The organism is Oscillibacter sp. GMB15532 (assembly GCF_041020825.1).
Taxonomy (GTDB): Bacteria; Bacillota; Clostridia; order Oscillospirales; family Oscillospiraceae; genus Oscillibacter.
In genome coordinates this window covers 322,413-342,141 of record NZ_JBEVTO010000001.1, presented here as the reverse complement: position 1 = coordinate 342,141, position 19,729 = coordinate 322,413, and the positions used below count along the sequence as shown (strand labels likewise).

15 protein-coding genes and 1 tRNA gene are annotated in these 19,729 nt (G+C 52.9%); 4 read left to right on the top strand and 12 right to left on the bottom strand.

Annotated features, from left to right (window positions below; all coding sequences use genetic code 11):
• Window positions 1-39: 39 nt before the first annotated feature.
• From ABVS15_RS01570 to ABVS15_RS01540, 7 genes are all read right to left on the bottom strand, one after another.
• Window positions 40-660 (bottom strand): regulatory protein RecX, encoded by a 621-nt coding sequence (locus ABVS15_RS01570; protein WP_369282034.1) that lies wholly within the window; start codon window positions 658-660, stop codon window positions 40-42.
• The gene (gene recA, locus ABVS15_RS01565) at window positions 650-1,771 is read right to left on the bottom strand and encodes a recombinase RecA (RefSeq protein ID WP_369282033.1); all 1,122 of its coding nucleotides are present in this window, start codon (window positions 1,769-1,771) and stop codon (window positions 650-652) included. The genes ABVS15_RS01570 and recA overlap by 11 nt, the downstream gene beginning before the upstream one ends.
• A 96-nt stretch (window positions 1,772-1,867) precedes the next feature.
• Window positions 1,868-2,734, bottom strand: coding sequence for a peptide chain release factor N(5)-glutamine methyltransferase (gene prmC, locus ABVS15_RS01560; protein ID WP_369282032.1), 867 nt, complete (start codon window positions 2,732-2,734; stop codon window positions 1,868-1,870).
• A gap of 30 nt (window positions 2,735-2,764) precedes the next feature.
• Complete coding sequence (locus ABVS15_RS01555; protein WP_369282031.1) at window positions 2,765-3,730, bottom strand: DUF1385 domain-containing protein; 966 nt, start codon at window positions 3,728-3,730, stop codon at window positions 2,765-2,767.
• Between the two features lie 147 nt (window positions 3,731-3,877).
• A complete protein-coding gene (locus ABVS15_RS01550) occupies window positions 3,878-5,323 on the bottom strand; it encodes an ATP-binding protein (protein ID WP_369282030.1) in 1,446 nt (481 codons plus the stop codon).
• 41 nt (window positions 5,324-5,364) lie between these two features.
• Window positions 5,365-6,051 carry a response regulator transcription factor gene (locus ABVS15_RS01545; RefSeq protein WP_312634910.1) on the bottom strand — a complete coding sequence of 229 codons (687 nt, stop codon included), beginning with the start codon at window positions 6,049-6,051 and terminating at the stop codon, window positions 5,365-5,367.
• Window positions 6,052-6,077: 26 nt separating this feature from the next.
• Complete coding sequence (locus ABVS15_RS01540) at window positions 6,078-7,430, bottom strand: FG-GAP repeat domain-containing protein (RefSeq protein ID WP_369282029.1); 1,353 nt, start codon at window positions 7,428-7,430, stop codon at window positions 6,078-6,080.
• A gap of 341 nt (window positions 7,431-7,771) precedes the next feature.
• On the opposite strand from ABVS15_RS01540, the gene ABVS15_RS01535 reads away from it, so the two are divergent.
• Window positions 7,772-7,847 (top strand) — tRNA-Ala (locus ABVS15_RS01535).
• A gap of 291 nt (window positions 7,848-8,138) precedes the next feature.
• On the opposite strand, the gene ABVS15_RS01530 is transcribed toward ABVS15_RS01535, so the two are convergent.
• The 4 genes from ABVS15_RS01530 to ABVS15_RS01515 all read right to left on the bottom strand — a co-directional run bounded on the left by ABVS15_RS01530 (window position 8,139) and on the right by ABVS15_RS01515 (window position 10,459).
• A complete protein-coding gene (locus tag ABVS15_RS01530) occupies window positions 8,139-8,402 on the bottom strand; it encodes a DUF6514 family protein (RefSeq protein ID WP_369282028.1) in 264 nt (87 codons plus the stop codon).
• Between the two features lie 304 nt (window positions 8,403-8,706).
• Window positions 8,707-8,838 carry a hypothetical protein gene (locus ABVS15_RS01525; RefSeq protein ID WP_369282027.1) on the bottom strand — a complete coding sequence of 44 codons (132 nt, stop codon included), beginning with the start codon at window positions 8,836-8,838 and terminating at the stop codon, window positions 8,707-8,709.
• Between the two features lie 347 nt (window positions 8,839-9,185).
• Window positions 9,186-9,911, bottom strand: a complete 726-nt coding sequence (locus ABVS15_RS01520) for a DUF4367 domain-containing protein (RefSeq protein WP_369282026.1) — start codon at window positions 9,909-9,911, stop codon at window positions 9,186-9,188.
• On the bottom strand, window positions 9,908-10,459 hold the full coding sequence (locus ABVS15_RS01515) for an RNA polymerase sigma factor (protein WP_369282201.1): 552 nt from the start codon (window positions 10,457-10,459) through the stop codon (window positions 9,908-9,910). Before ABVS15_RS01515 ends, ABVS15_RS01520 begins: the two co-directional genes overlap by 4 nt.
• A gap of 247 nt (window positions 10,460-10,706) precedes the next feature.
• On the opposite strand from ABVS15_RS01515, the gene ABVS15_RS01510 reads away from it, so the two are divergent.
• From ABVS15_RS01510 to ABVS15_RS01500, 3 genes are all read left to right on the top strand, one after another.
• Window positions 10,707-11,081 (top strand): helix-turn-helix domain-containing protein, encoded by a 375-nt coding sequence (locus ABVS15_RS01510; RefSeq protein WP_369282025.1) that lies wholly within the window; start codon window positions 10,707-10,709, stop codon window positions 11,079-11,081.
• Window positions 11,081-11,644 (top strand): RNA polymerase sigma factor, encoded by a 564-nt coding sequence (locus ABVS15_RS01505; protein ID WP_369282024.1) that lies wholly within the window; start codon window positions 11,081-11,083, stop codon window positions 11,642-11,644. The genes ABVS15_RS01510 and ABVS15_RS01505 overlap by 1 nt, the downstream gene beginning before the upstream one ends.
• 358 nt (window positions 11,645-12,002) lie before the next feature.
• A complete protein-coding gene (locus ABVS15_RS01500) occupies window positions 12,003-13,355 on the top strand; it encodes an MATE family efflux transporter (RefSeq protein WP_369282023.1) in 1,353 nt (450 codons plus the stop codon).
• A gap of 112 nt (window positions 13,356-13,467) precedes the next feature.
• Here ABVS15_RS01500 and ABVS15_RS01495 read toward each other — a convergent pair whose 3' ends face one another.
• Window positions 13,468-19,503, bottom strand: coding sequence for an S-layer homology domain-containing protein (locus ABVS15_RS01495; RefSeq protein WP_369282022.1), 6,036 nt, complete (start codon window positions 19,501-19,503; stop codon window positions 13,468-13,470).
• Between the last annotated feature and the right edge of the window lie 226 nt (window positions 19,504-19,729).

Here is a 19,729-nt window from a genome sequence, read left to right as displayed (position 1 = left end):
CCTGTTTTGGCGCAGACAATGCCTTTTTAAAAGGAATACTCAGGAATCGTCCGGGAGTTCTGCCCAAGCGGACAGTCCGGTTCTCACGTCGCTCCAGCCAAAGCCCCGGCGGGCCAGCGCGTCGGCGGCCCGCCGCCGCTCCCGCTCGTCCGGGGGACCCTTGCGAAAGCGGTCTTGCAAATACGCCGCCACAAGTGTCTCAGGGTCTGGGGCCGAGGCCATCGCGTCCTCCCACAGCTCCCGGGGAACGCCGTGTTTATACAGCTCATCCCGGTAGCGGGCGGGACCGTAGCCCTTTTCCGCACAGTGGCGCACCAGAAGGGCGGCATACTCCCCATCATCCAGCGCGCCGATGGCTTCCAGCCATTCGGCGGCGTAGCGTGCCTCCGTCTGTGACGCGCCCTTTTCCGTCAGCTTCCGCTCCAAATCCCGACGGGACATGGCCCGCCGCCCGATCAGCTCCGCTGCCCGGGCCTTTGCATCGGAGCCGGAGGCGGAGGACTTCAGCCGTTCCAGCGTCTCCTCGTCCAGCTCGTCTCCGGCCCGCAGGCCAAAGTCCAGCAGCTCCTGCTCCGTGACTTTCAGAAGCGTCCCATCCTCCAGAAACACAAGAACCCGTCCGGAAACGTGCTTAGACCGCTCTAAACGGTCAAGTTTCATCGTTGAAATCGTCCGCGTCCACATCCACGGCCCGGCCCGCCGCCTTGGCTGCCACGCGGGACTGGCCGGTGAGCAGCTTGTCAAAGTTGGCGCGGATATCCGCTTCCAGCTTTTCCATCACCTCCGGGTTATCCCGAAGGTAGTTTTTGGCAGTGTCCCGGCCCTGACCGATGCGGGTTTCCCCCATGGAGAACCAAGACCCGGACTTTTGCACCAAGTCCAGCTTGATTCCCAAATCAATCAGTTCTCCGCTGCGGGAAATGCCCTCGCCGTACATGATGTCGAACTCCGCCTCCCGGAACGGGGGGGCCATTTTGTTCTTTACCACCTTGGCCCGGGTACGGTTACCGATCAACTCTGTGCCGTTTTTCAGAGCCTCGATGCGGCGCACGTCGATGCGGATGGAGGAGTAGAATTTCAGCGCCCGGCCACCGGTGGTGACCTCGGGATTTCCGTAAGTAACGCCCACCTTTTCCCGGAGCTGGTTAATAAAGATGACGATGCAGTTGGTTTTGCCGATGGCACCGGTGAGCTTGCGCAGGGCCTGACTCATCAGCCTGGCCTGAAGGCCCACGTAGCTGTCGCCCATGTCGCCTTCGATTTCCGCACGGGGGACCAGCGCGGCCACGCTGTCCACCACCACTACGTCAATGGCGCCGGAGCGCACCAGCGCTTCGGTGATTTCCAGCGCTTGTTCGCCGGTGTCCGGCTGGGAAATCAGCATATTTTCAATGTCAACTCCAAGGGCGCGGGCATAGGTGGGGTCCAGCGCGTGCTCTGCGTCCACAAAGGCCACCTCGCCGCCCTTCTTCTGGGCCTGCGCCACCACATGGAGAGCCAGCGTGGTTTTGCCGGAGGATTCCGGCCCGTAAATCTCAATAATGCGGCCCCGGGGCAGTCCCCCCACGCCCAGCGCCAGATCCAGCGCCAGCGACCCGGTGGGCACGGTGTCAATCTCCAGATTGGACCGGTCGCCCAGCCGCATGATGGAGCCTTTACCATAGGCCTTCTCAATCTGGGCGATGGCGCTTTTAATGGCCTGATCCTTGTCCGAGGCGATTTCCGCCTTCTTATCCGGCAGCGAGGATGCGGCTGCTTTATCTTTTGCCATAGTCTTCTTCCTCCTTATTTTTCGGACGGTGCTGTAAAAACTCTCTTCATGCGCTCAATCAGGCGCCCATTGGCACGGGGCGGCTACGGATACGGCTTAAATCTCTGCGCACAGCGTTCCAAACACTACCCGGGGAATGCCGTTCGTGTCCTTCACCACCTGAATGTCCCCAAAGCCCGCGGTGCGCATGATGCGCAGAACGCTGTCCGCCTGCCCGATGCCCACCTCAAAGTACAGCCGCCCGCCGGGGGCCAGCGCCTGCCGCCACCGCTCTACAATGTCACGGTAAAAGTCCAGTCCGTCCGCGCCGCCGTCCAGCGCAAGATGGGGTTCATAGTCCCGCACCGCCGCGTCCAGCGAAGGAATGTCCCCAGCGGGGATATAGGGGGGATTGGACACGATGCAGTGAAACTCCCCCAGAGCGGGGGAGGGCTTTTGCCGCGCGTCTATTTGCATGGAGACGGCTCTTCCGGACAAGCCGCAGCGCCTCACGTTCTGGCGGCAGATTTTCAGCGCCGCCTCGCTCAGCTCGCCCAGCACCACCCGGGCCTGAGGGACCCGGCAGCCGATGGCAAGGCCGACGCAGCCGCTGCCGGCGCACAAATCCAGCACCCGGCACTCAGAAAGCGCGCCGCAGAACTCCATGGCCTGCGCGGCCAGCACCTCCGTGTCCGTCCGGGGAATCAGTACGGCGGGGGAGATGTCCAGGCTCAGGCCAAAAAATTCCCACTCGCCCACAAGATATGCTACCGGTTCTCCCGCGAGCCGCCGGGCCAGCAGGTCGTGGGCCCGCTGCTCCAGCTCCGGCGAGGCGTACAGCGCCCCGTCCCGCACCAGTTCTTCCCGGCTTTTGCCGGTGGCAAAGCACGTCAGCTCCCGGGCCTCCAGCGTGGCCATTTCCACCCCGGCGGCTTTCAAACCGGCACGAAGGTCCATGTATAAATTGTTATAGGTCTTGGTCACGTTTGCTTCATCCTTTTTAAAAAGCTGTGCTTACCATTCGTCCTGCCCTTTTTCGTTGGGCAAAACCAGCTCCAGCGAGCGGATGGCGCACTCAATCATAGAGTCCTCCGGCTCGTTGGTGGTGAAGTTTTGCATCCACATGCCCGGAGCAGTCAGGGCCTTTGCAAGGCCGGAGCTGCTGCGGCCCACCCAGCGGTTAAACTCATAGGTAATGCCTACCACCAGCGGCAAAAGCAGCAGGTGCACCAGTGTCCGCAGCCACACATTGGTGATTGGCCAGATACCGAACACCGCGGAGGAAATGAGAATGGACACAAAAATCACCACAAAGAGAAAGCTTGTGCCGCAGCGGGGATGGTGCCGGGGCTGAATGCGGACGTTTTCCACCGTCAAGGGCAGGCCCGCTTCATAACAGAAAATGGTTTTGTGCTCCGCGCCATGGTACTGAAATACCCGGTAGATATCCTTCATTTTTGAACAGCCAACCAGATAAATCATGAAGATAATAATTTTCAGAACGCCTTCCACCACGTTGCGCCCCCACAGGGGGAAGCCGGGGAAAAAGTGCAGAATCCCGCCGGTGATAAACGTGGGCAGCACCAGAAACAGCAGGAGAGACATTCCAACACCCACCACGGTGGCCACCGCCACCAGCATAGCCTCCAGCTTTTTGCTGGACAAATGCTTTTCCAGCCACAGATCAAATTTGGACGGCTTTGCCGCCTCGTCCTCCGGGTAAAAATCTGCGGAGTACATCAGGGCCTTCACACCCTTGACCATGGAGTCCAAAAAGTTCACGGTGCCCCGCACCAGCGGCCAGCCCAAAAACGGGTGCCGCTCCTTGATGAGGTGGAGCTCCTCCACCTTTTCCACCAAATTTCCTTCGTGATCCCGCACGACAATGGCCTGCTTTTCAGGCCCGCGCATCAAAATGCCCTCGATCAAAGCCTGTCCGCCGATGCTGGTGCGGAAGGCGCAGGAGTTGTTTTCTGCCATGTGTGGTCCTTTCTAGTTACTTAGAATAGCACAAGATTTATGGAAATGCAACGTTTGTTCTACAATATTTTTGCCGCCCGCGTGATCTGGCGGCAAAGACGTCCACGCGCCCGCCGCAAAAGACGGCGGACGGCAAGGACGGGTTTTTCAGTTTCCGATTGGCAGGAAGATTGACACCACCGTGCCGCCGCCCTGCGCGTTGGCAATGTCGAACTTTCCGCTGTGCAGGGTGACGATCTCATTGCACACCGCAAGGCCAATGCCGCTGCCCCGGGCTTTGGAGGAGCCTTTGTAAAATTTCTGCTTCACGTAGGGCAGCTCCGCCTCTGGAATGCCGGGGCCAAAGTCCCGGACCCGGACTACCTCGTATTCGTTTTCAAGAGCCACGGAGGCGGCAATCCGCTTGCCGGAGCCGCCGTGCTTGGCGGCATTGTCCAGCACGTTGCAAAACACCTGCTTCAGCCGCTCCGGGTCTGCGGAGATGGGAGGGAGGTCCTCGCCGTCTGCGTCGTAGTCCAGCTCAATGTCCTCCTGACGGAACAGCTCACGATAGGTAAAAATTGCGTCCTCAAATTCGCTGCGAAGATCCACGTCCGCTTCCACCCGCAGGGTAAAGCGCCCGTCTTCCATTTTAGAGAACTCCAAAAGCTCCTCCACCATGGTGCTCAGGCGACGGGCCTCCCGCAAAATGATGCGGATGCCCTTGCGAAGCTGCGCGGGGTCGCCGGAGGCGTCCGCCAAAATTGTCTCGCCCCAGCCGTTGATGGCGGTGAGGGGAGTGCGCAGCTCGTGGGATACGGAGGAAATAAACTCCGTTTTCATTTTCTCGTTTCGCCCGATTTTCAGAGACATGTCATTGATGTTATTCACCAGTTCGCCCAGCTCGTCGGTGTACCTGTTTTCAATTTGAAGCCCATAGCCTCCGGCAGAAATCCGCTTTGCCGCGTCGGAAACCACCGCCACCGGCTCTACCACCCGGTTAATGAACAGGAGATTTGAAACCACCACCATAGACATGCAGACTGCCGCGATCAAAAACACTGCCAGTACGGACAAAAGCACCTGCCGGTCCACGTCCCGCAGCGCTGTCACCAGCCGCAGTACGCCCACGACCCGGCTGTTGAACATCAGCGGATAGGACACGGAAAGGATGCGCTCTCCCGTGGCGGGGTCCTCGCCCTGAAACACGGCCTTTTCCCCTGTGGAAACCGCATCGGGAATGTCGGCGGTTTTGGGAGAGGTTCCTACGGTAAGCCCATAGCTGGAGGCCTGAATCCGCCCGCTGGGACTGATGAACTGCAATTCAATACGGTCCTTGTCCTCAAAGGAATCGGTAGAGTACACCGCCATCTGATAGTACTCGGCGTAGCTGTTCATAAAATAGCTGTTGAAGGAGTCCGCCGCTTCCTGTGCCCGAATTTCCAGGCCCCGCTGCATCCCACCGTAATAATAGCTGGCAACGCCGGCGGAAAACAGCGTCACAATCAGCACCAGCAGGGCAAGTACCGGCATAATGGTGTTGAGAATCCACCGCTGGCGCAGTCCGCCGATGTGCAGATATTTTTTTCGCATACTTCCGCCTGTCTTCGGCATGGTGCTCCGCCCTCTTTTTCCGTTTTATCTTCCGCGCGGCGTCACAGGCCCCACTTGTAGCCGTAGCCCCAGATGGTGGTGATAAACGCGGGGTTTGCCACGTCGTCCTCAATTTTCAGACGGAGCCGCCGGATGTTCACATCCACGATTTTCAGCTCCGCGAAATAGTCCCGGCCCCAGACCGTGTCCAAAATCTCCTCCCGGCTCAGGGCCTTTCCGGGATTCTCCATAAACATCTTCACGATGGAATACTCCACCTGCGTCAGCTTGATGCGCTTGCCGTTTTTCTCCAGCGTGCGGTTTCGGGTGTTCAGCAGAAAGGGCGGCTGGTTCAGCTCTCCCGCGGGAGCGGGGTCCTCACCTCCCGCCCTGCGGAACAGGGCGTCCACCCGAGCGGTAAGCTCGGCGGGGGAGAAGGGCTTTGTCACATAGTCGTCGGCCCCGGTCATCAGGCCTGTCACCTTATCCATCTCCTGCGTGCGTGCGGTGAGCATGATAATGCCGATTTTCGTGTTGGTGGCCCGAATCCGGCGGCAGACCTCAAACCCGTCGATTCCCGGCAGCATAATGTCCAAAAGCGCCACGGTCACGTCCGGATTTTCCCGCAGACGATCCATGGCTTCCTCGCCCGTTTCCGCCTCGATGGCGTCGTAGCCCGCCCGGCGCAGATTAATGACGATGAAATCGCGGATGCTGGACTCGTCTTCCAGTACCAGAACTTTTTTCATGAGTGCTCCGTCCTTTCCCGGTGTTCTCAGTTGTCTCCCGCCAGCCATTCTCCGGTGATCAGGCTGAAGGCTGTGCGCAGCTCGTCCTCCGTCATGCTCAATGGCCAGGCGTTGCTGGCCTCCGTCAACAGCTCCGCGGAGTAAACCGTTTCGGCCCGGCGGCTGAGAATGAACCGCCCGCCCCGCACGGCCTTAATCTCCCGGCTGCTTCCGGTGACGGCGCTGATTTTCAAAAATTCCCGCGTCCCGGTGTCGTCGCGGTAGGAGAAGGTCACGGTGGCCTCCTCCGGACCGGAGTCCCTCCGGACCGTTACCTGATTCAGCCAGCTCTCCGGCAGGACCAGATACCAGCCGTCCTCCACATCATGGTAGGTGGACGCCACCCGGGTGGAGGCGCCTGAACTATCGTAGCCCCGCCACTCGATGCGGTAATACCCCTGTCCGCCCTCGGACATGGCAATCAGCGCCGGAACCGGCGCCTCAGTGGTTTTGTCGCCGTTGATATCCGTGGGGTAGAGGGAGAGGAACCGGGCGATTTCGGTGGACATGCCGGTAATGTCGGAGAGCACAATGTTGTCCAGCTCCCCGTCACGGTCTATCAGAATATCGGTGATGGCGGTGGTGGAATCCGACACACCCACCACAAACAGAGCCGGCGTCCCGTCCTGCAAGGCGCCGGAGACTACCCGGCCCAGATTGCTCAGCTCCGCCATGGTAACGGATATTTTACAGGAGGATTTCAGCGCCATGGTCCCGTCCTGCCAGACATACCGCTCGGCAACGCCCATGCCCTCCGTGTCCGCCCGGAAGGCTACAAGTTCACTGCGGCCGTCTGCATCCAGATCGGTCAGGACATATTTGACATAGGTGGTGCGCAGCAGCTCCTCGGGCTGATCGCCACGCAGGGCGTAAATGGTCAGCGCCTGCATCTCGGAGGCAGTTTTCCAGCCCACCGCCATCTCCGTGTAGCCATCTCCGTCAAAATCGCTGTATACGATGCTGAAGATGGCGCTGCCGCTGCCCTCAATCACGGCGGAGGGGTGATAGCTTCCGTTGCTGGCGCTGAAGATATAGATTTTCAGAGGCTTTTCCTCATTGGGCTTGCGCATAAAGGCAAGGGCTTCCTCTTGCCCGTCTCCGTCCAGATCCACAAGCTGCACCGGCTGGATGTTAGACCCGGAGGTGGGGGCCGCATATTCCGCGCCCTCTTCAATCAGGGCGTTGATGCTGGCCTCCAGCTCCCGGTATTCGGCAGGAAGACTGGGCAGGCTGTAAAGGTCCTCCGCAGTTTCCGGCTTCAGTCCGGCGCAGCCACTCAAAAAGAGGCAGAGAACCAATAAAAGCGAGACTGCGGTCATACATCTCAGCTTGTTTTTCAATGGGTCCGCCTCCTTCCCGCTGCCCCGTCCGGGCCAAAACTCTTTTTAACTCAATTATAGCAGTATATCATATATTTTTTCGGTTTGGTAGTGTTTCTTCACGTTTCCCGGCGCAATTTACCGACTGTTCACGTTCCGGAATTTTCCACGCGGCGTTTTACACCCAATTTTCGCAAAATTACACTTTACATTTCCAAAAATCATGCTATAATATCATTTGTCTCTGGCTCCGGAGGATTCCGGCGTATCGTCCCGCCCTGCGGGGAATCGTCTTAATCAACTGGAGTGCAGTGAAGAAGTCTGCGGGAAAGACGCGGTGTCGGTTTGCGCAGGAAATATTTGGGGGCGTAGCTCAGCTGGGAGAGCGTACGGTTCGCATCCGTAAGGTCGAGAGTTCGATCCTCTTCGTCTCCACCAGATAAACCACGAAATTGTATGATTTCGTGGTTTTTTTATAATTTTTTTAGGATTCTAAATAGGATGCGAACCGCTTGCCTGCAATCCCTTTTTGCGTGGTTTTGGGAATTTTCCACCACTCGGTTCGCATCCCAAATTGTAAAAGCGATGGGTTCCTCCCTGAAGTCAGGCCGTAGGATGGAACAGCGCCGTTCCAACATTCTTGCTGTCCTTCCCCATCCCACTGCCTCGGCTCTGGTGGGATATTCTTCTAACTAGAATTCTCGCTGACATTGCGGTGTTCATAAGACGTCATAGCCAGTCTGCCAGCACGTCCATGAGTCCGGTGGGCGTGACAGTGCATCGCGCCAACGTCCCGATCAGGCCGTAGATTTTCTGAGTGTTCATAGTCAGATTGGGCGCGGTAGCATTGGTTTCGTTCTCTGCTTCTGTAATTTTTACCCCGAAATTTTCCAGCCCCTCCGCCGTTTCCTCCACCAAAAGAATATATCGGAGCGTAAGACGGCGATTGTCCTCCGTTTGTATAGTACGAGTTGTAATTGGTAATTCTCGCATAATGCTTTCCTCCTAAATTTGATCTGATTCCATCATCATGAACGGAAAGCGGTTTGTGTTGGGCAATACAACGACAATCACCGATGCGCATTGAGGATTTTAAGGCAAAACCCGGCGATTGCCTGCAAAGCAATCTGAACCTGCCCGCTTCCATGTTATGGACAAAGCAGTCATTTCTATAAAATAGTTCAATCTACGACCTCCTGCTGTTTATCGCAACGCATCTTAATTTATGACGCGTTGCGACAAATAAAAAAGGCGGGTACTCTCTGTGAAAAAAGAGTGCCCGCCTCTTTTTTGAATTTTAGTAGTAAGTAACCAGAGAATCCTTGTCGGGATTTTCAACCAGATGGTCGTTAGAGTCGTAGACTGCGGCGGTCGTTGTGACTACATAGCTGTGTCCTGACGCGACGTAGTAAGTACCGCCGGCACTCACAATACTAGTTCCCGATGAAGTCCAGGTCTTAATCGTTGAGCCATCCTGTTTCAGTTCAACGGTTAGATCAACCGTATACCCGCTCCGCACACTCGCTCTACCACCGCAGGTTGCTGCGCCGCTGGTAGAGATGGTTAAGCCGGAGGTTAAACTTGAAACGCCGGTGTACATAAGCCCAATCTGTGTGGCCCCTGCGCTTACTAGGTTCGCTGAAAATAGGCTGACGAGTAAAAGCATGAAAACCGTTGCGCGAATTGATTTCTTTCTCATTTGAATTTCCTCCTAATTTATATTTGGGGATTTGCTCAAATAGGAGACACAAGATTTAAAAATATGCAACATCATTTTTAAAATTTTAATTTATTTGCCATATGAATCAGGTCTTCACCTGTTATCCCTGTGCCAATGATTTGGATAAACGCGGCTTGATCTTTTGTTCCCCACGCAAGCTGTAATTCACTGTCCTTCTTTATAAGCGTGGCTTGTATCCCATTAATTTGCACGCCTTCTGTCTCTGCGCTTTCTGTGTCTGCACTTAGTACAGAGCCATTTCCCGAGGTATACATCACATAGATGTATTCATTTTCCGACTTCCTAAAGATACACCAACGTCCTAATTCGTCCTTTCCCTGATCCTCCAGCACATAACCAGATGGCAGCCAGCCTGCTGTAATTTGGCTATCATCAGCGGAAGTCGAACTCTTTGCAAAATAGAAATCCGTGTTTTCCTCAAAAACCTCAACGACTAAATTGAGCGTGTTAATTCGCACTGTCTCTGATACGGCGAAAGCGCTTGTAAAAAGCATGGCCGCAATACCGGCGGCCATTGCAATTTTGCCAAAAATTTTCGCCGTAAACTTTCCTGCTTTACGGGCTGTGTTTGTTGCAAAATGCTGTCGAATCATCCGTTGGCATCGCATGGACACAGCCTCCGGTACCTCTGCGGAGGGGTCATTCTTCAAACGCTCATTTTCTTCCAGCGCCTTTTTTCCCTCAGAGATTGCTACCTGGTCCATCATAAGCGCGAAGAGAGCGTCTTCATACCGCTCCCGCAATTGCTCCTGTCTTGTCATAATTCTGCGCCTTCTTCCCATTCAATCAATAATTTCATCGCTCTACGGCGGGCTCTGCTCAACCGCATCCGAATATTGCATGCCTTGCAGTTTAGCCGCGCCGCCAATTCTTCATCCGTGTAGTCCAAAATATACTTTCCTTCCAAGAGAACTCGGTCCTTCTCGGGCAAATCCTTCCATCGTTCCAAGAGGCCCTCACGCTGCTCCGCAAGAATCAACAGTTCGTCCAGCGACGGTGATTCGCCCCCAACAAAAGGCTTATCCTCCAGACTTCCGCAACGACCCTGCTCACGTCCCTGCCGTTTCAAGTAATTGATCGCTGTATTTCTAATTGTAGAGACAACATATCCGGCTAAAATGTAACAGGGCAACGGACGGATAACGGAAACTTTATTCATCAGTTTTAGTAAAGCGTCCTGCACGATATCCTCTTGATCAGATAAATTGGATGTATACTTTTTTACGGTAAAAAACATAAGTCGCTCATAGTCCCGGCTGAACTTGTCTATAAAGTCCTGATCGGAAGATTCTTGCAAGTTAAATATCATCACAGTAAGTCGCCTCCATTATACAACCTTTTCTCCGTTAGACAAACAAGGAGACGCCAGGGCTAAGATTTTGCAACATGTGAAAAAGGGTGTAGGAGTATTTTGATACAAACAGCTGTCTATGTGTTTTAGTTATACTAAAACACATAGACAGCTGTAAAAAAATATTATTGTTATCTTAATATTTTATCCCATTTTTTCACAGGTAACATATAATATAGACACTTATTTGATGGGAGCGAATGATATGGCTAAATTGGGGGAATTGTTGGCTGAACTGCGTCAAGACAGGAAAATGACGCAGCGTGAGTTAGCAGATAAACTTCACGTATCCATCGGCACCATTTCAAATTATGAAAAGGGTGTTCACTTCCCGGACTTGGAGAAACTGATAAATCTGGCTGACTATTTCCATGTGACTACCGATTATCTGCTTGGGCGCTGTGAAAGCAATTTGTCTCCGGATGTTTTCAAGGAGATAATCGCAGAAAGAAAAACAATCGGTGAATTTATTTGTACATTAAAACAATTAGATGCAGCTCGGAAAGATGCTTTGATTCTCATTATGGACGAGATGGAATTCCATATAGCGATCAACCGCTGCAATAAGAAGGAGCATTGATGATACCGCAGTGCATTCTGGTCATTGAGGATGATGACGACCGCGCATTTATGTCGGACCTCGTTAAGGCTTACGAGCGGATTATATACAGCACTGTTCGAAAAATTACGACAGACTGCTGGGATGTTGATGAAATTTATCAAATTACATGGGTGAGACTCATCGATAAGATACCGTTGCTACGAAGCCAAAGTCGGGATCAGCGCGTCAACTATCTTATTTCCACCGCCCATAACACCGCGCTGAATTATTTGCGTGACAGCAAACGCCCAAAGGAATTGTCTTACGAGGATTACATGGATACTTCGGATTTTAGAAATGACGATCACTTGGCGGAACGCTACCTTGTGAAAGAGGAAGAATTGGCGCAGCTGTCCCGCGTTTGGTCCAAGCTGGACGAACGAAGCAGATACATACTGGAAGGGTACTACATACTTGAAAGGCCCATGGATGAATTGGCGCAGGAGCTTGGAATCAAACCGAGCAGCATTCGCATGGCACTGACAAGAGCTCGAAAGGCCGCATATGCGTTGCTGGAGAAAGAGGAGCAAATGCAAAAATGAGGAGTCCCCTTTTATGAGGGGGCTCCTCACTTTGTGTGTTTTAAAACGCCCTGCTGCCTCGCGCCGATCGCGGCGGCAACGTGTTGAGCATTCGATCTTTTCATTGCTTCTGGCTATGCGGTCTTGACTTTTTAGGCGAAATGTATTATTATATAAAAAATAACCGCCGGGTTTTGCGTCTTACTCCCATTCCGTTAGGCCATAGAAGGAATGGAGAGCAGGGCGTTTTATTTTTTTGCCCAAAAGAGCCATGTAAGCGCAGAGATCAATAAAAGCAATCCGCCGGGATTTCACTTTGTGTAGTAGGCCTGTGTTACACAACACAGGCCTCTTTTTATTTTTAAGGAGGGCTTCCACCATGTATGAAGGAAAGACGCACACACTGTTTGTAAAGTACGCAATTCCCCAGATGATTGGGTTGCTGTTCAACTCCGTTTATTTAATTGTGGACGGCATTTTTATCGGCAACCGGCTGGGCCGCGATGCTATGGCTGCCGCCGCAGTATCCGTGCCGTTTATTGAAATCCTGATTGCCCTTTCAATGGCTGTGGCATCCGGTGCGGGAATTATGATTTCCGGGCAGCTTGCCCGGAATGAAAACGGCAGAGCTGTGCAGACCTTTAATACTGCAATCCTTTGCTCCGCGGGGATCGGAATTCTGACGGCCATTCTGGGAAACCTTTTTCTTCACCCGCTTGCGTCGTTCCTGGGATCTACACCCCAGATACACGCCGAGGCAGTTTCTTATCTGTGGTACATTGTCACCTTTTCTCCGTTCCTTTTGTTCAGCTTTTTGCTGGGCGGGCTGGCGAGGAACGACGGCTGCCCGAAGCTTGCAATGTTTGCGCTGGCATTCGGCTCGGTTTCCAATATTGTGCTGGATTATGTGTTCATGTACCCGCTGAATATGGGAATTGCCGGGGCGGCGCTGGCCACGGCGCTGGGGCCCATTTTCAGCGTGCTGATTCTGCTGCCGCATTTTTTGATGAAAAGGGGAAACTTGCACTTTGCTAAGCTGGAAATACGCTTTTGCAATATCCAACGCATCTTCACGCTGGGCTTTCCCTCGTTTATTATGGAGTTTACCGTCGGTATTGTGACATTTGTTTATAACTTTGCTATTGTAAAGCATGGGTACGGAGAAATCGGCCTTGCAGCCTATCTCGTGATTGGATACCTGATGCTGATGATTCTCACGATTTTTTTGGGAATGGCCGAGGGCTTGCAGCCTGTTTTCAGCTACCTTACAGGCACAGGTGAAACGGAAAGAAGTCAGGAGATGCGGCGTTTTGCAGCCAAGATATTTTTAGGCGTTGGAATCCTGTGTTATCTGTTGATCGTGCTGTTCTCCCGCCACTTTTTCGCGATCTTCAATCCGGAAGACATGCAGTTGATTGACTTCATGCAGAGCAAAAGCCTTTACTATTTCTGCGGATTTTTCCTGGCAGGATACAATATTTTGATGATTACTTATTGGCAGTCGACACAGTGCACGAAAAGAGCATTGGCCGTTTCTCTGGCGCGCAGTATCGTGTGCCCGCCAATCTTGATTATGCTTTTGCCAATGATGTTTGGCAGCGAAGTCATTTGGCTGTGTCATTCCCTGAGTGAAGGGCTAACCGCTTTAATTGCCTTTGGGTTGCTCCGTTCAATGAGCCACAGCGCAAGCGTCGATAACCGGCAAGGAGAAATCTCGAAAGGAAACAATTAACCAAGCTGCAAGGAAAGGGAAGAGCCCGCAGGTTATACCTGCGGGCTCTTTGAACCGTTTTGGGCCTAACGGATTGCGGTTTCACGCGCTGGTGTAGTTTTTTATTCGCCGGTCAATTCTCCTGAATCTCCAGATATTCGGCTCCAACTCTGTTGTCGCTCAAGTCTCTGTCATCACCGCCCCGATATTTGTTTACCACCGGGGTTTCGCTTGTCGCGCCGTTCAGAATGGATGTAAACGTTCCGTCGTAGCTAAGGCCAATTTTGATGTTTTTAGGATCGGAATAGTCCAAATGCACTGTGGCAGCAAGATTTCTGAGGGCTGGGTCTTTGAGGATGGTATTGAATTCACCAATTGCGGCATCTTCAAAAGACTCGGAGTTCACTATCGTCAGTCGGTTTAGGCTCGACGAATCTGCGATGCCGTATATTGCATTGTAAAGGTAGGCACTGCCGCTCTCGCCAGAGACACTGATATTACTGAAGTTCTCTTGCTCATTTCGGTTGCTGCCAAAAATAGAATTAATAATATACAATGCTCCGCCGTTGCTTTCAATTGCCCCGTGTAAGCTACCATTTCTATTAAAAGATGTATTCAGCACATACAACTCTCCGCCTTCGTTGAATATTCCGCCGGAATGAGAACGATACCCATTATTGCGATAGATCACATTATTAAGCACCATCTGCCCCCGGTTTACAATTAGGTGGTCAGATTCAACGGGGCTGTTGTCTCCAAAATATGCATTGTCTATAAGCAGAATGCCTTCATTAAAAATGAGACTTGGATCGAAGGTGGGGCCGTCTCCGGATCTAGCAGACGAATTTTGCATAACGATGCGTCCCGTCTCGTAATTACGAATTGCATGCTTGTCGGTGCTGATGAAATTGTCGATATAAACATCCTCCAGTGTCAGGCTGCCGCGATTTTCAAAAGTGCAGCAGTTACTGTACGCAGTGCTGTGAATTATCACATCTTTCACCGTGACTGAACTGCGCTCCTCTATGAAAAACAGTGCATCAGACATACCGACGAGTTCGAGATAGCTGTTTCCGTAGGGCTGGGGACGGTTTGTTGAGAAGGTTACGCCGTCCGGCAGGACAATTGTTCTGTCAATCTCTATGCGCCAATCATCACTATTTAGCGTAATGGCCCCCGGATATTGCTCGCAGTATTTTAGTGCGGTGCCCAGAGGTAATTCCCCGGAGAAAGTCGGAGCGGCCGGATTGTCCGGGACATAGGTGACCTTATAATCGTCCCATTGCGCATAAAGCGTCAGAACACCGGAGGAATTTACCCCATCGGGAATTGTAATCGCTGCCAAGTCAGCATAAGCAAAGCCGGTGCCGTCTGCCTTGGTGTTCCAGCTTAGGAACGGGTTATCCGTTTCCTTATAGGACTCGTAGGCAAAGCCGCAGTTGGGGAGGGTGGTTTGGGTTCCGAAGGTTGCGGGTACTTCATCCATTGTGCCTGTGCCGCCCGCGCTGTTAAACTGAATGGTATACTCCGGGGCGATCCACAGGGCGTAATAGGTTTTCGGACCCAGATTCCCGCTGACGGTTGCCACCGGATTTCCGCTGAAGTCGCTGTTTTCATACCACCCCGCAAATTCATAATTTTCTTTCTCAATTTCGCCATAGGCCGGCAGTCTGGTCCCGGCTACATCATAGGTTGTGGGCGGAGTATAGCTGACATAGGTTCCGCCGTTGCGGTAAAGAGTCAGCTCATAGCCGCCCTGTGGCGCGCAGGCGATATTGATGATGCGCTCTCCGGTGACAGGCGCGGAGGGATCACCGCTGACACTGTATACGGCATAGTGGTCGTCATGCTCTGGAACGTTCACAACTTGACTTTCCACATACGTCTGGTAACCAAATGTGGGAGAAGTGTTTCTTTTGATGATTTCGGTCCGGCCCTCAATCGAGCCGACCAAGGTCTGGAACCGATAGATTACCTTGGCCGAGTTGTCGGCATAGGTGGCGTGATAGGTATAGTTTTGGCTGCTCAGGATTTGAACAGCAAGGGCGTCAAGCACGGGGCCGGAGAGCGGCTGTCCCTCCGCCACGCCATTTTTTTGAGTTTCCACATTGAAGAATTTTGTATAGATAATTTCTGGTGCTTCCGTGCCGGATGGATAGGCATCTCCCGGATTTTCCGTGCCGGTGGAGTCGAGAGCGCTGAGGTCGAAGCTTCCGCCGTATAGGGTGGTGAAATTCTGGGTAGTGGTGCTGCCATTTGCCTGCTGAATGTCTTTCACCGTGACGGTGTATTCTCTCAGGGGCAGCTCATAGTCAAATTCGCGGGAGCCGTCAACCACGCCGGAATATAGTCCTTTATAGCCGCCTGTGCCGTCGTAACGGAGGTTGACTGTTCTCGCGGAGGGGGTTCCCTTGTCAACAGTTTTATCATAATCAGAATAGCCAATCAGCTTGAGAATTTCGGCCTGCGTGGGAAGCGCATCTTCCACTGGCGTCCCGAAGTCGACGCGCTGGCTCCAAACCGGCTGATTGTTTACCTTCACCGTTAGCAGGCCCTTTTCCACGGGGTTCTCGTTGTCGTTGTAAATAACGTGGAAACTGCGCTTGATGGGAACGGAGGTAAATGCCAGCGGCGAGCCTTTCCATGTGATGATCATATCCGCCTCCAGATAATCCTCCTGCGTATTCACGACGATTTTCCCGTTATTCAGTGAAAACGCAGGATTTGTAAACGCGATGCTGAAACGGCCCGCGTCATAGTCCTCCAGTGTCGATTCACCGGAACTGAGATCCAGCGTGATCATTTTAAACGCATAGTCCGGCAAGCTGTTTTTCGTGTCATTAATAATCAGCTTTTCAGCCTCGCCCAGTTCATAGGAGAAGTCGTATACATAGTCCCGGCTGTTGGTGGTCAGCAGGGGGAAAGTCTCACTTAGGAGGCCAAAGTTTTTTTGCCATTTGCCATTTCCCGCCTGAAAACTTGCCCCGATTTCAAGGTAAACGCCAAGCTCGGCATACATGGCCCCCTGCGCAACCGACGTCGAAGTACCTTGGGAAAAATTGCGGCTGTATTCATAACTGAAGAAACCGCACCACTCAATGTATAAGCCGGTTTGCGCGGAGATTCCCATGCTGTTCAGCTTGGTGGAAATCAGCCCGGCCTTCAACTCCAGTTCGATACCAACCCTCAGCCCCAGCTTTCCCACCAGATAGAGGGAAAAGTCAAAGCGCTTATCCAGAATGGGGGTTTTGTTAAAGGTCAGAGAAGCGGTGCTCATACGCGCGGTAAAGCTGTATCTTGTGCCCTCCTGATAGGAAAGCGTGCAGGTAACTGCGGCGTTTGCCGCGGCACTAACCACAAAATACGGCTCCACCGTAATCTGAACAAGACCCCATGCAAGAGAGATGTTGACCTGAAACAGGCTCTTCTTAATGATTTGAATGTAGTCCAAATCATTCTCCATGAACTCTTGATAATATGCGTAGATGCCAGAGACGTTTTCGAGAGCGTCATTTTCCTCATTGCCGCCAAGTGCGGCCTTGATTTTCTCGGAGATATCAATGGTATTGTCGCTGTCGCCGGACTTTGTCGCCAGCGTAGCTTTCAGCTCCACGGCGCTGCGGGTTTTTACGTCCAGAGAGGCATTGACCCAGCACTCCTGAGGATAGGGAACGCACCATGTCCAGCCCCACTCAATTCCTGCGTCTGCAGCCACGGACAGGCCGATTTCCTGTATAAATGTAATACTAAAGGACAGCTTGATGGAATCTTCCTCTTGCGTTTTAATGGTCACATCAAAGCCAACCTCAACATTGGCCACCAGTGCGCCGTTGCCCAGCACACCTTCATCGGAGTTGACAGTGACAATTACAGAAACGTCTCCGACCTCCACCTTTTCATCATCTTTGTTATCCTCGCCGCTTTGAGAGTAGAGAATATTCTGAAGCTGCTGGGCGGAAGCCTGCGTGCCGTTGCTCATCAGAACCGTCATGCCTTGCAGGTTTTCCACCTGATCGGCCAGCAAATCTCCCTCAAGGACCGTGAGGGCATATTGTCCGGCCAGTTCGTCAATGATTCCGCTTTGCAGCGTCTGCTGGCGAAGCTCGTGCTGAAGCAGGTCGGGTTTAATGGCTCCCCTGTCTATAAGGTCCTGTGTGTTGATGGGAATATTCTGATAGTAGTTCATCCCCTGCTGCAACTGCTCCAGCGAAGTGGTGGCGCAGGTGATGGTATAAATAGCGCTGCCTTCTGAAATCCCGGTCACCGTACCCAAGGTAACGTCCTCCGGCGTTGCCTGCATGAGTGAGGCTGCGTCGTAGAGCGCAATGGTGTCGCCCTCTGCGATGGTTCCGGATACGGGACTGTCACTGCCGATGGACCAGGTGTTATCGACAGTAAGGTGATTAATCCGGAAGGAAAAAACATCAGTGTCCATTTCCAAAGAATCAAGGACGCTGCTTTTTGGGATGGCAACCGTCTTAGAGATAAACAGCACATCTTCCGCTTCTGCGCTTTCATAGGATATTGTCGTGCCACTTACAGATTTGACTTTGACATAGGCAATATCGTCGTACAGCGACTCACGGGCGGCGGTATCCGCCAGTTCCGGACTTAGGCCGCTGTATATGCAGAGCACATTGCCGGAAGTCAGAGTTTCGTTTCCGCCGTAGGTAAAGGTCCCTGAAATGTCTTGGGATTCAACACCTGTCTCAGAGATGTTGTACACAGCGGCGGAAAGGGAATTGACCGGTGCGCCGTTGCAGAGAATATTGCTGATTTTATCGGCGGGAATATAGATGATTCCAGCGTTAAAGGACAGATCATCGCTTTCTTCTCTGTAAATGCTGAAGGAGTATTCTCTGGCCGTTTCGTCCTTACCCGCGAATCTAAGCCCGTCGCTGGGCAGCGTCAGCGTATAGCTGGCGCCGGGCTTGAAGCCGCCGTCCATGGACACCTCGTAGGAGCCGCCTTGCCCTGTGACGGTGATGCCGCGGTCATCCACACCGGAGGTGCAGGCAAATTGAAGCAGGTTTCGCACGTCCGCTGCCGTTAACCCGGCATTTGACGCGTTTAATCTGATTGAAAAATTCGGTTGAACCGGGGTTTCCTCAGCGATCTGGTAGGCCGAGGAAATTTCCACTCTGTTGTTCATGTAGTTGATGTCTACGGCGATATATTTTGCATAGAGCGTTAAATTGCTGGTGACAGCGGTATTTTCATCAAATCTGATTGAGAGGTCCGCATCCTTGTACCAGCCTGCGAACACGGCGTTCTCCTTAATTGGAGTCGGCAGGTTTGCGACACGCTGACCTGTGGCGACCCTAATGGGATCAAGCGCTCTTCCGCCGTCGGTTTGAAAGCTGATGCTGTATGAAGACGCGCCTGAGTCGGAACCCCCACCTCCGCTGCCGCCGGAGGGCTTCGGCGCGACTTCTTTTTCTTTCTCCTTCTCCTGGCTTGCAACGCCCAGGCAGTCCAGGTTGGTATCAATGCGTTTCAGCACCGTTGCCGCGGCAGCGCGGGTTGCCGTTGACCTGGGATTGAAATTTCCATTCGCATCTCCCTGGAAGATACCTGCCCGATAGAGATTGAGCACGGCGTCCCTTGCAAAGGACGAAACAGTGGAAAGGTCGGAGGGCGTTTTTTGATTGTCGGTGTCTTCGGAATAGGAAATGGAGTATGCCTTAAAGAATCTTTCTGCAAATACTGCCATTTGCTGGCGGGTGACAAGGCTGTATAAATCAAAGTATTGATCCCTCGCGCCGAGGGTAATCTCCTTTTCTGCGGCCCATGCCACATAGGGCGCGTAATAGGCGTCTGCCACAACATCCTTAAACACGGCGGCGGCGCCGGAATACGCGGCTGGGTCAATTCCTGCGAAGCGTCCCAGCACGGTGACGAACATGGCGCGGGTCATTCCACCGTTCGGGTTAAAGGAATCCTCGGAGGTGCCGCTGAATATCCCGTTTTGATAAGCGTATTCAATGGCGTCGTAATACCAGTCACCCTCATTGACATCGGTAAAGGGCAACTCGGCGGGGCTCTTTTCAGAAATCTGTGTGACTGATTCGGGTGCATTCGCTTCCTGCGCGAATGCATATGTAGGAATCCCTGTAAAAATGATTGCGATAAGCAATAGTAAGCTTATCAAGCGTTTGCCGGCTTTCATACCATACTCCTCCTGCACATCGTTACTCATTTGCGCACGGATATCCCCATGGATTGCTTTTCCCGAGGGGGTCGTGCCTTTCAGCGCCAAAACACAAAAACGCACCACTTTGTTTGCTGGTTTGGCAGAATATATTGTAGCAATTTTTGCAATGCCTTTATATAGATATGGCCTGAACGGAGGGCAAACTGCGCGAATTACATCTTTATGCCTAAAATTCTTGTCT

Bases quoted from the DNA above. Each gene is read 5' to 3' on its own strand.
- ABVS15_RS01515 (WP_369282201.1), bottom strand. From the start codon at position 10,459: ATGATATTTAACTTGCAAGAATCTTCCGATCAGGACTTTATAGACAAG.
- ABVS15_RS01550 (WP_369282030.1), bottom strand. From the start codon at position 5,323: ATGCCGAAGACAGGCGGAAGTATGCGAAAAAAATATCTGCACATCGGC.
- ABVS15_RS01505 (WP_369282024.1), top strand. From the start codon at position 11,081: ATGATACCGCAGTGCATTCTGGTCATTGAGGATGATGACGACCGCGCA.
- ABVS15_RS01545 (WP_312634910.1), bottom strand. From the start codon at position 6,051: ATGAAAAAAGTTCTGGTACTGGAAGACGAGTCCAGCATCCGCGATTTC.
- ABVS15_RS01510 (WP_369282025.1), top strand. From the start codon at position 10,707: ATGGCTAAATTGGGGGAATTGTTGGCTGAACTGCGTCAAGACAGGAAA.
- ABVS15_RS01500 (WP_369282023.1), top strand. From the start codon at position 12,003: ATGTATGAAGGAAAGACGCACACACTGTTTGTAAAGTACGCAATTCCC.
- ABVS15_RS01570 (WP_369282034.1), bottom strand. From the start codon at position 660: ATGAAACTTGACCGTTTAGAGCGGTCTAAGCACGTTTCCGGACGGGTT.
- ABVS15_RS01520 (WP_369282026.1), bottom strand. From the start codon at position 9,911: ATGACAAGACAGGAGCAATTGCGGGAGCGGTATGAAGACGCTCTCTTC.
- recA (WP_369282033.1), bottom strand. From the start codon at position 1,771: ATGGCAAAAGATAAAGCAGCCGCATCCTCGCTGCCGGATAAGAAGGCG.
- ABVS15_RS01530 (WP_369282028.1), bottom strand. From the start codon at position 8,402: ATGCGAGAATTACCAATTACAACTCGTACTATACAAACGGAGGACAAT.
- ABVS15_RS01555 (WP_369282031.1), bottom strand. From the start codon at position 3,730: ATGGCAGAAAACAACTCCTGCGCCTTCCGCACCAGCATCGGCGGACAG.
- ABVS15_RS01495 (WP_369282022.1), bottom strand. From the start codon at position 19,503: ATGAAAGCCGGCAAACGCTTGATAAGCTTACTATTGCTTATCGCAATC.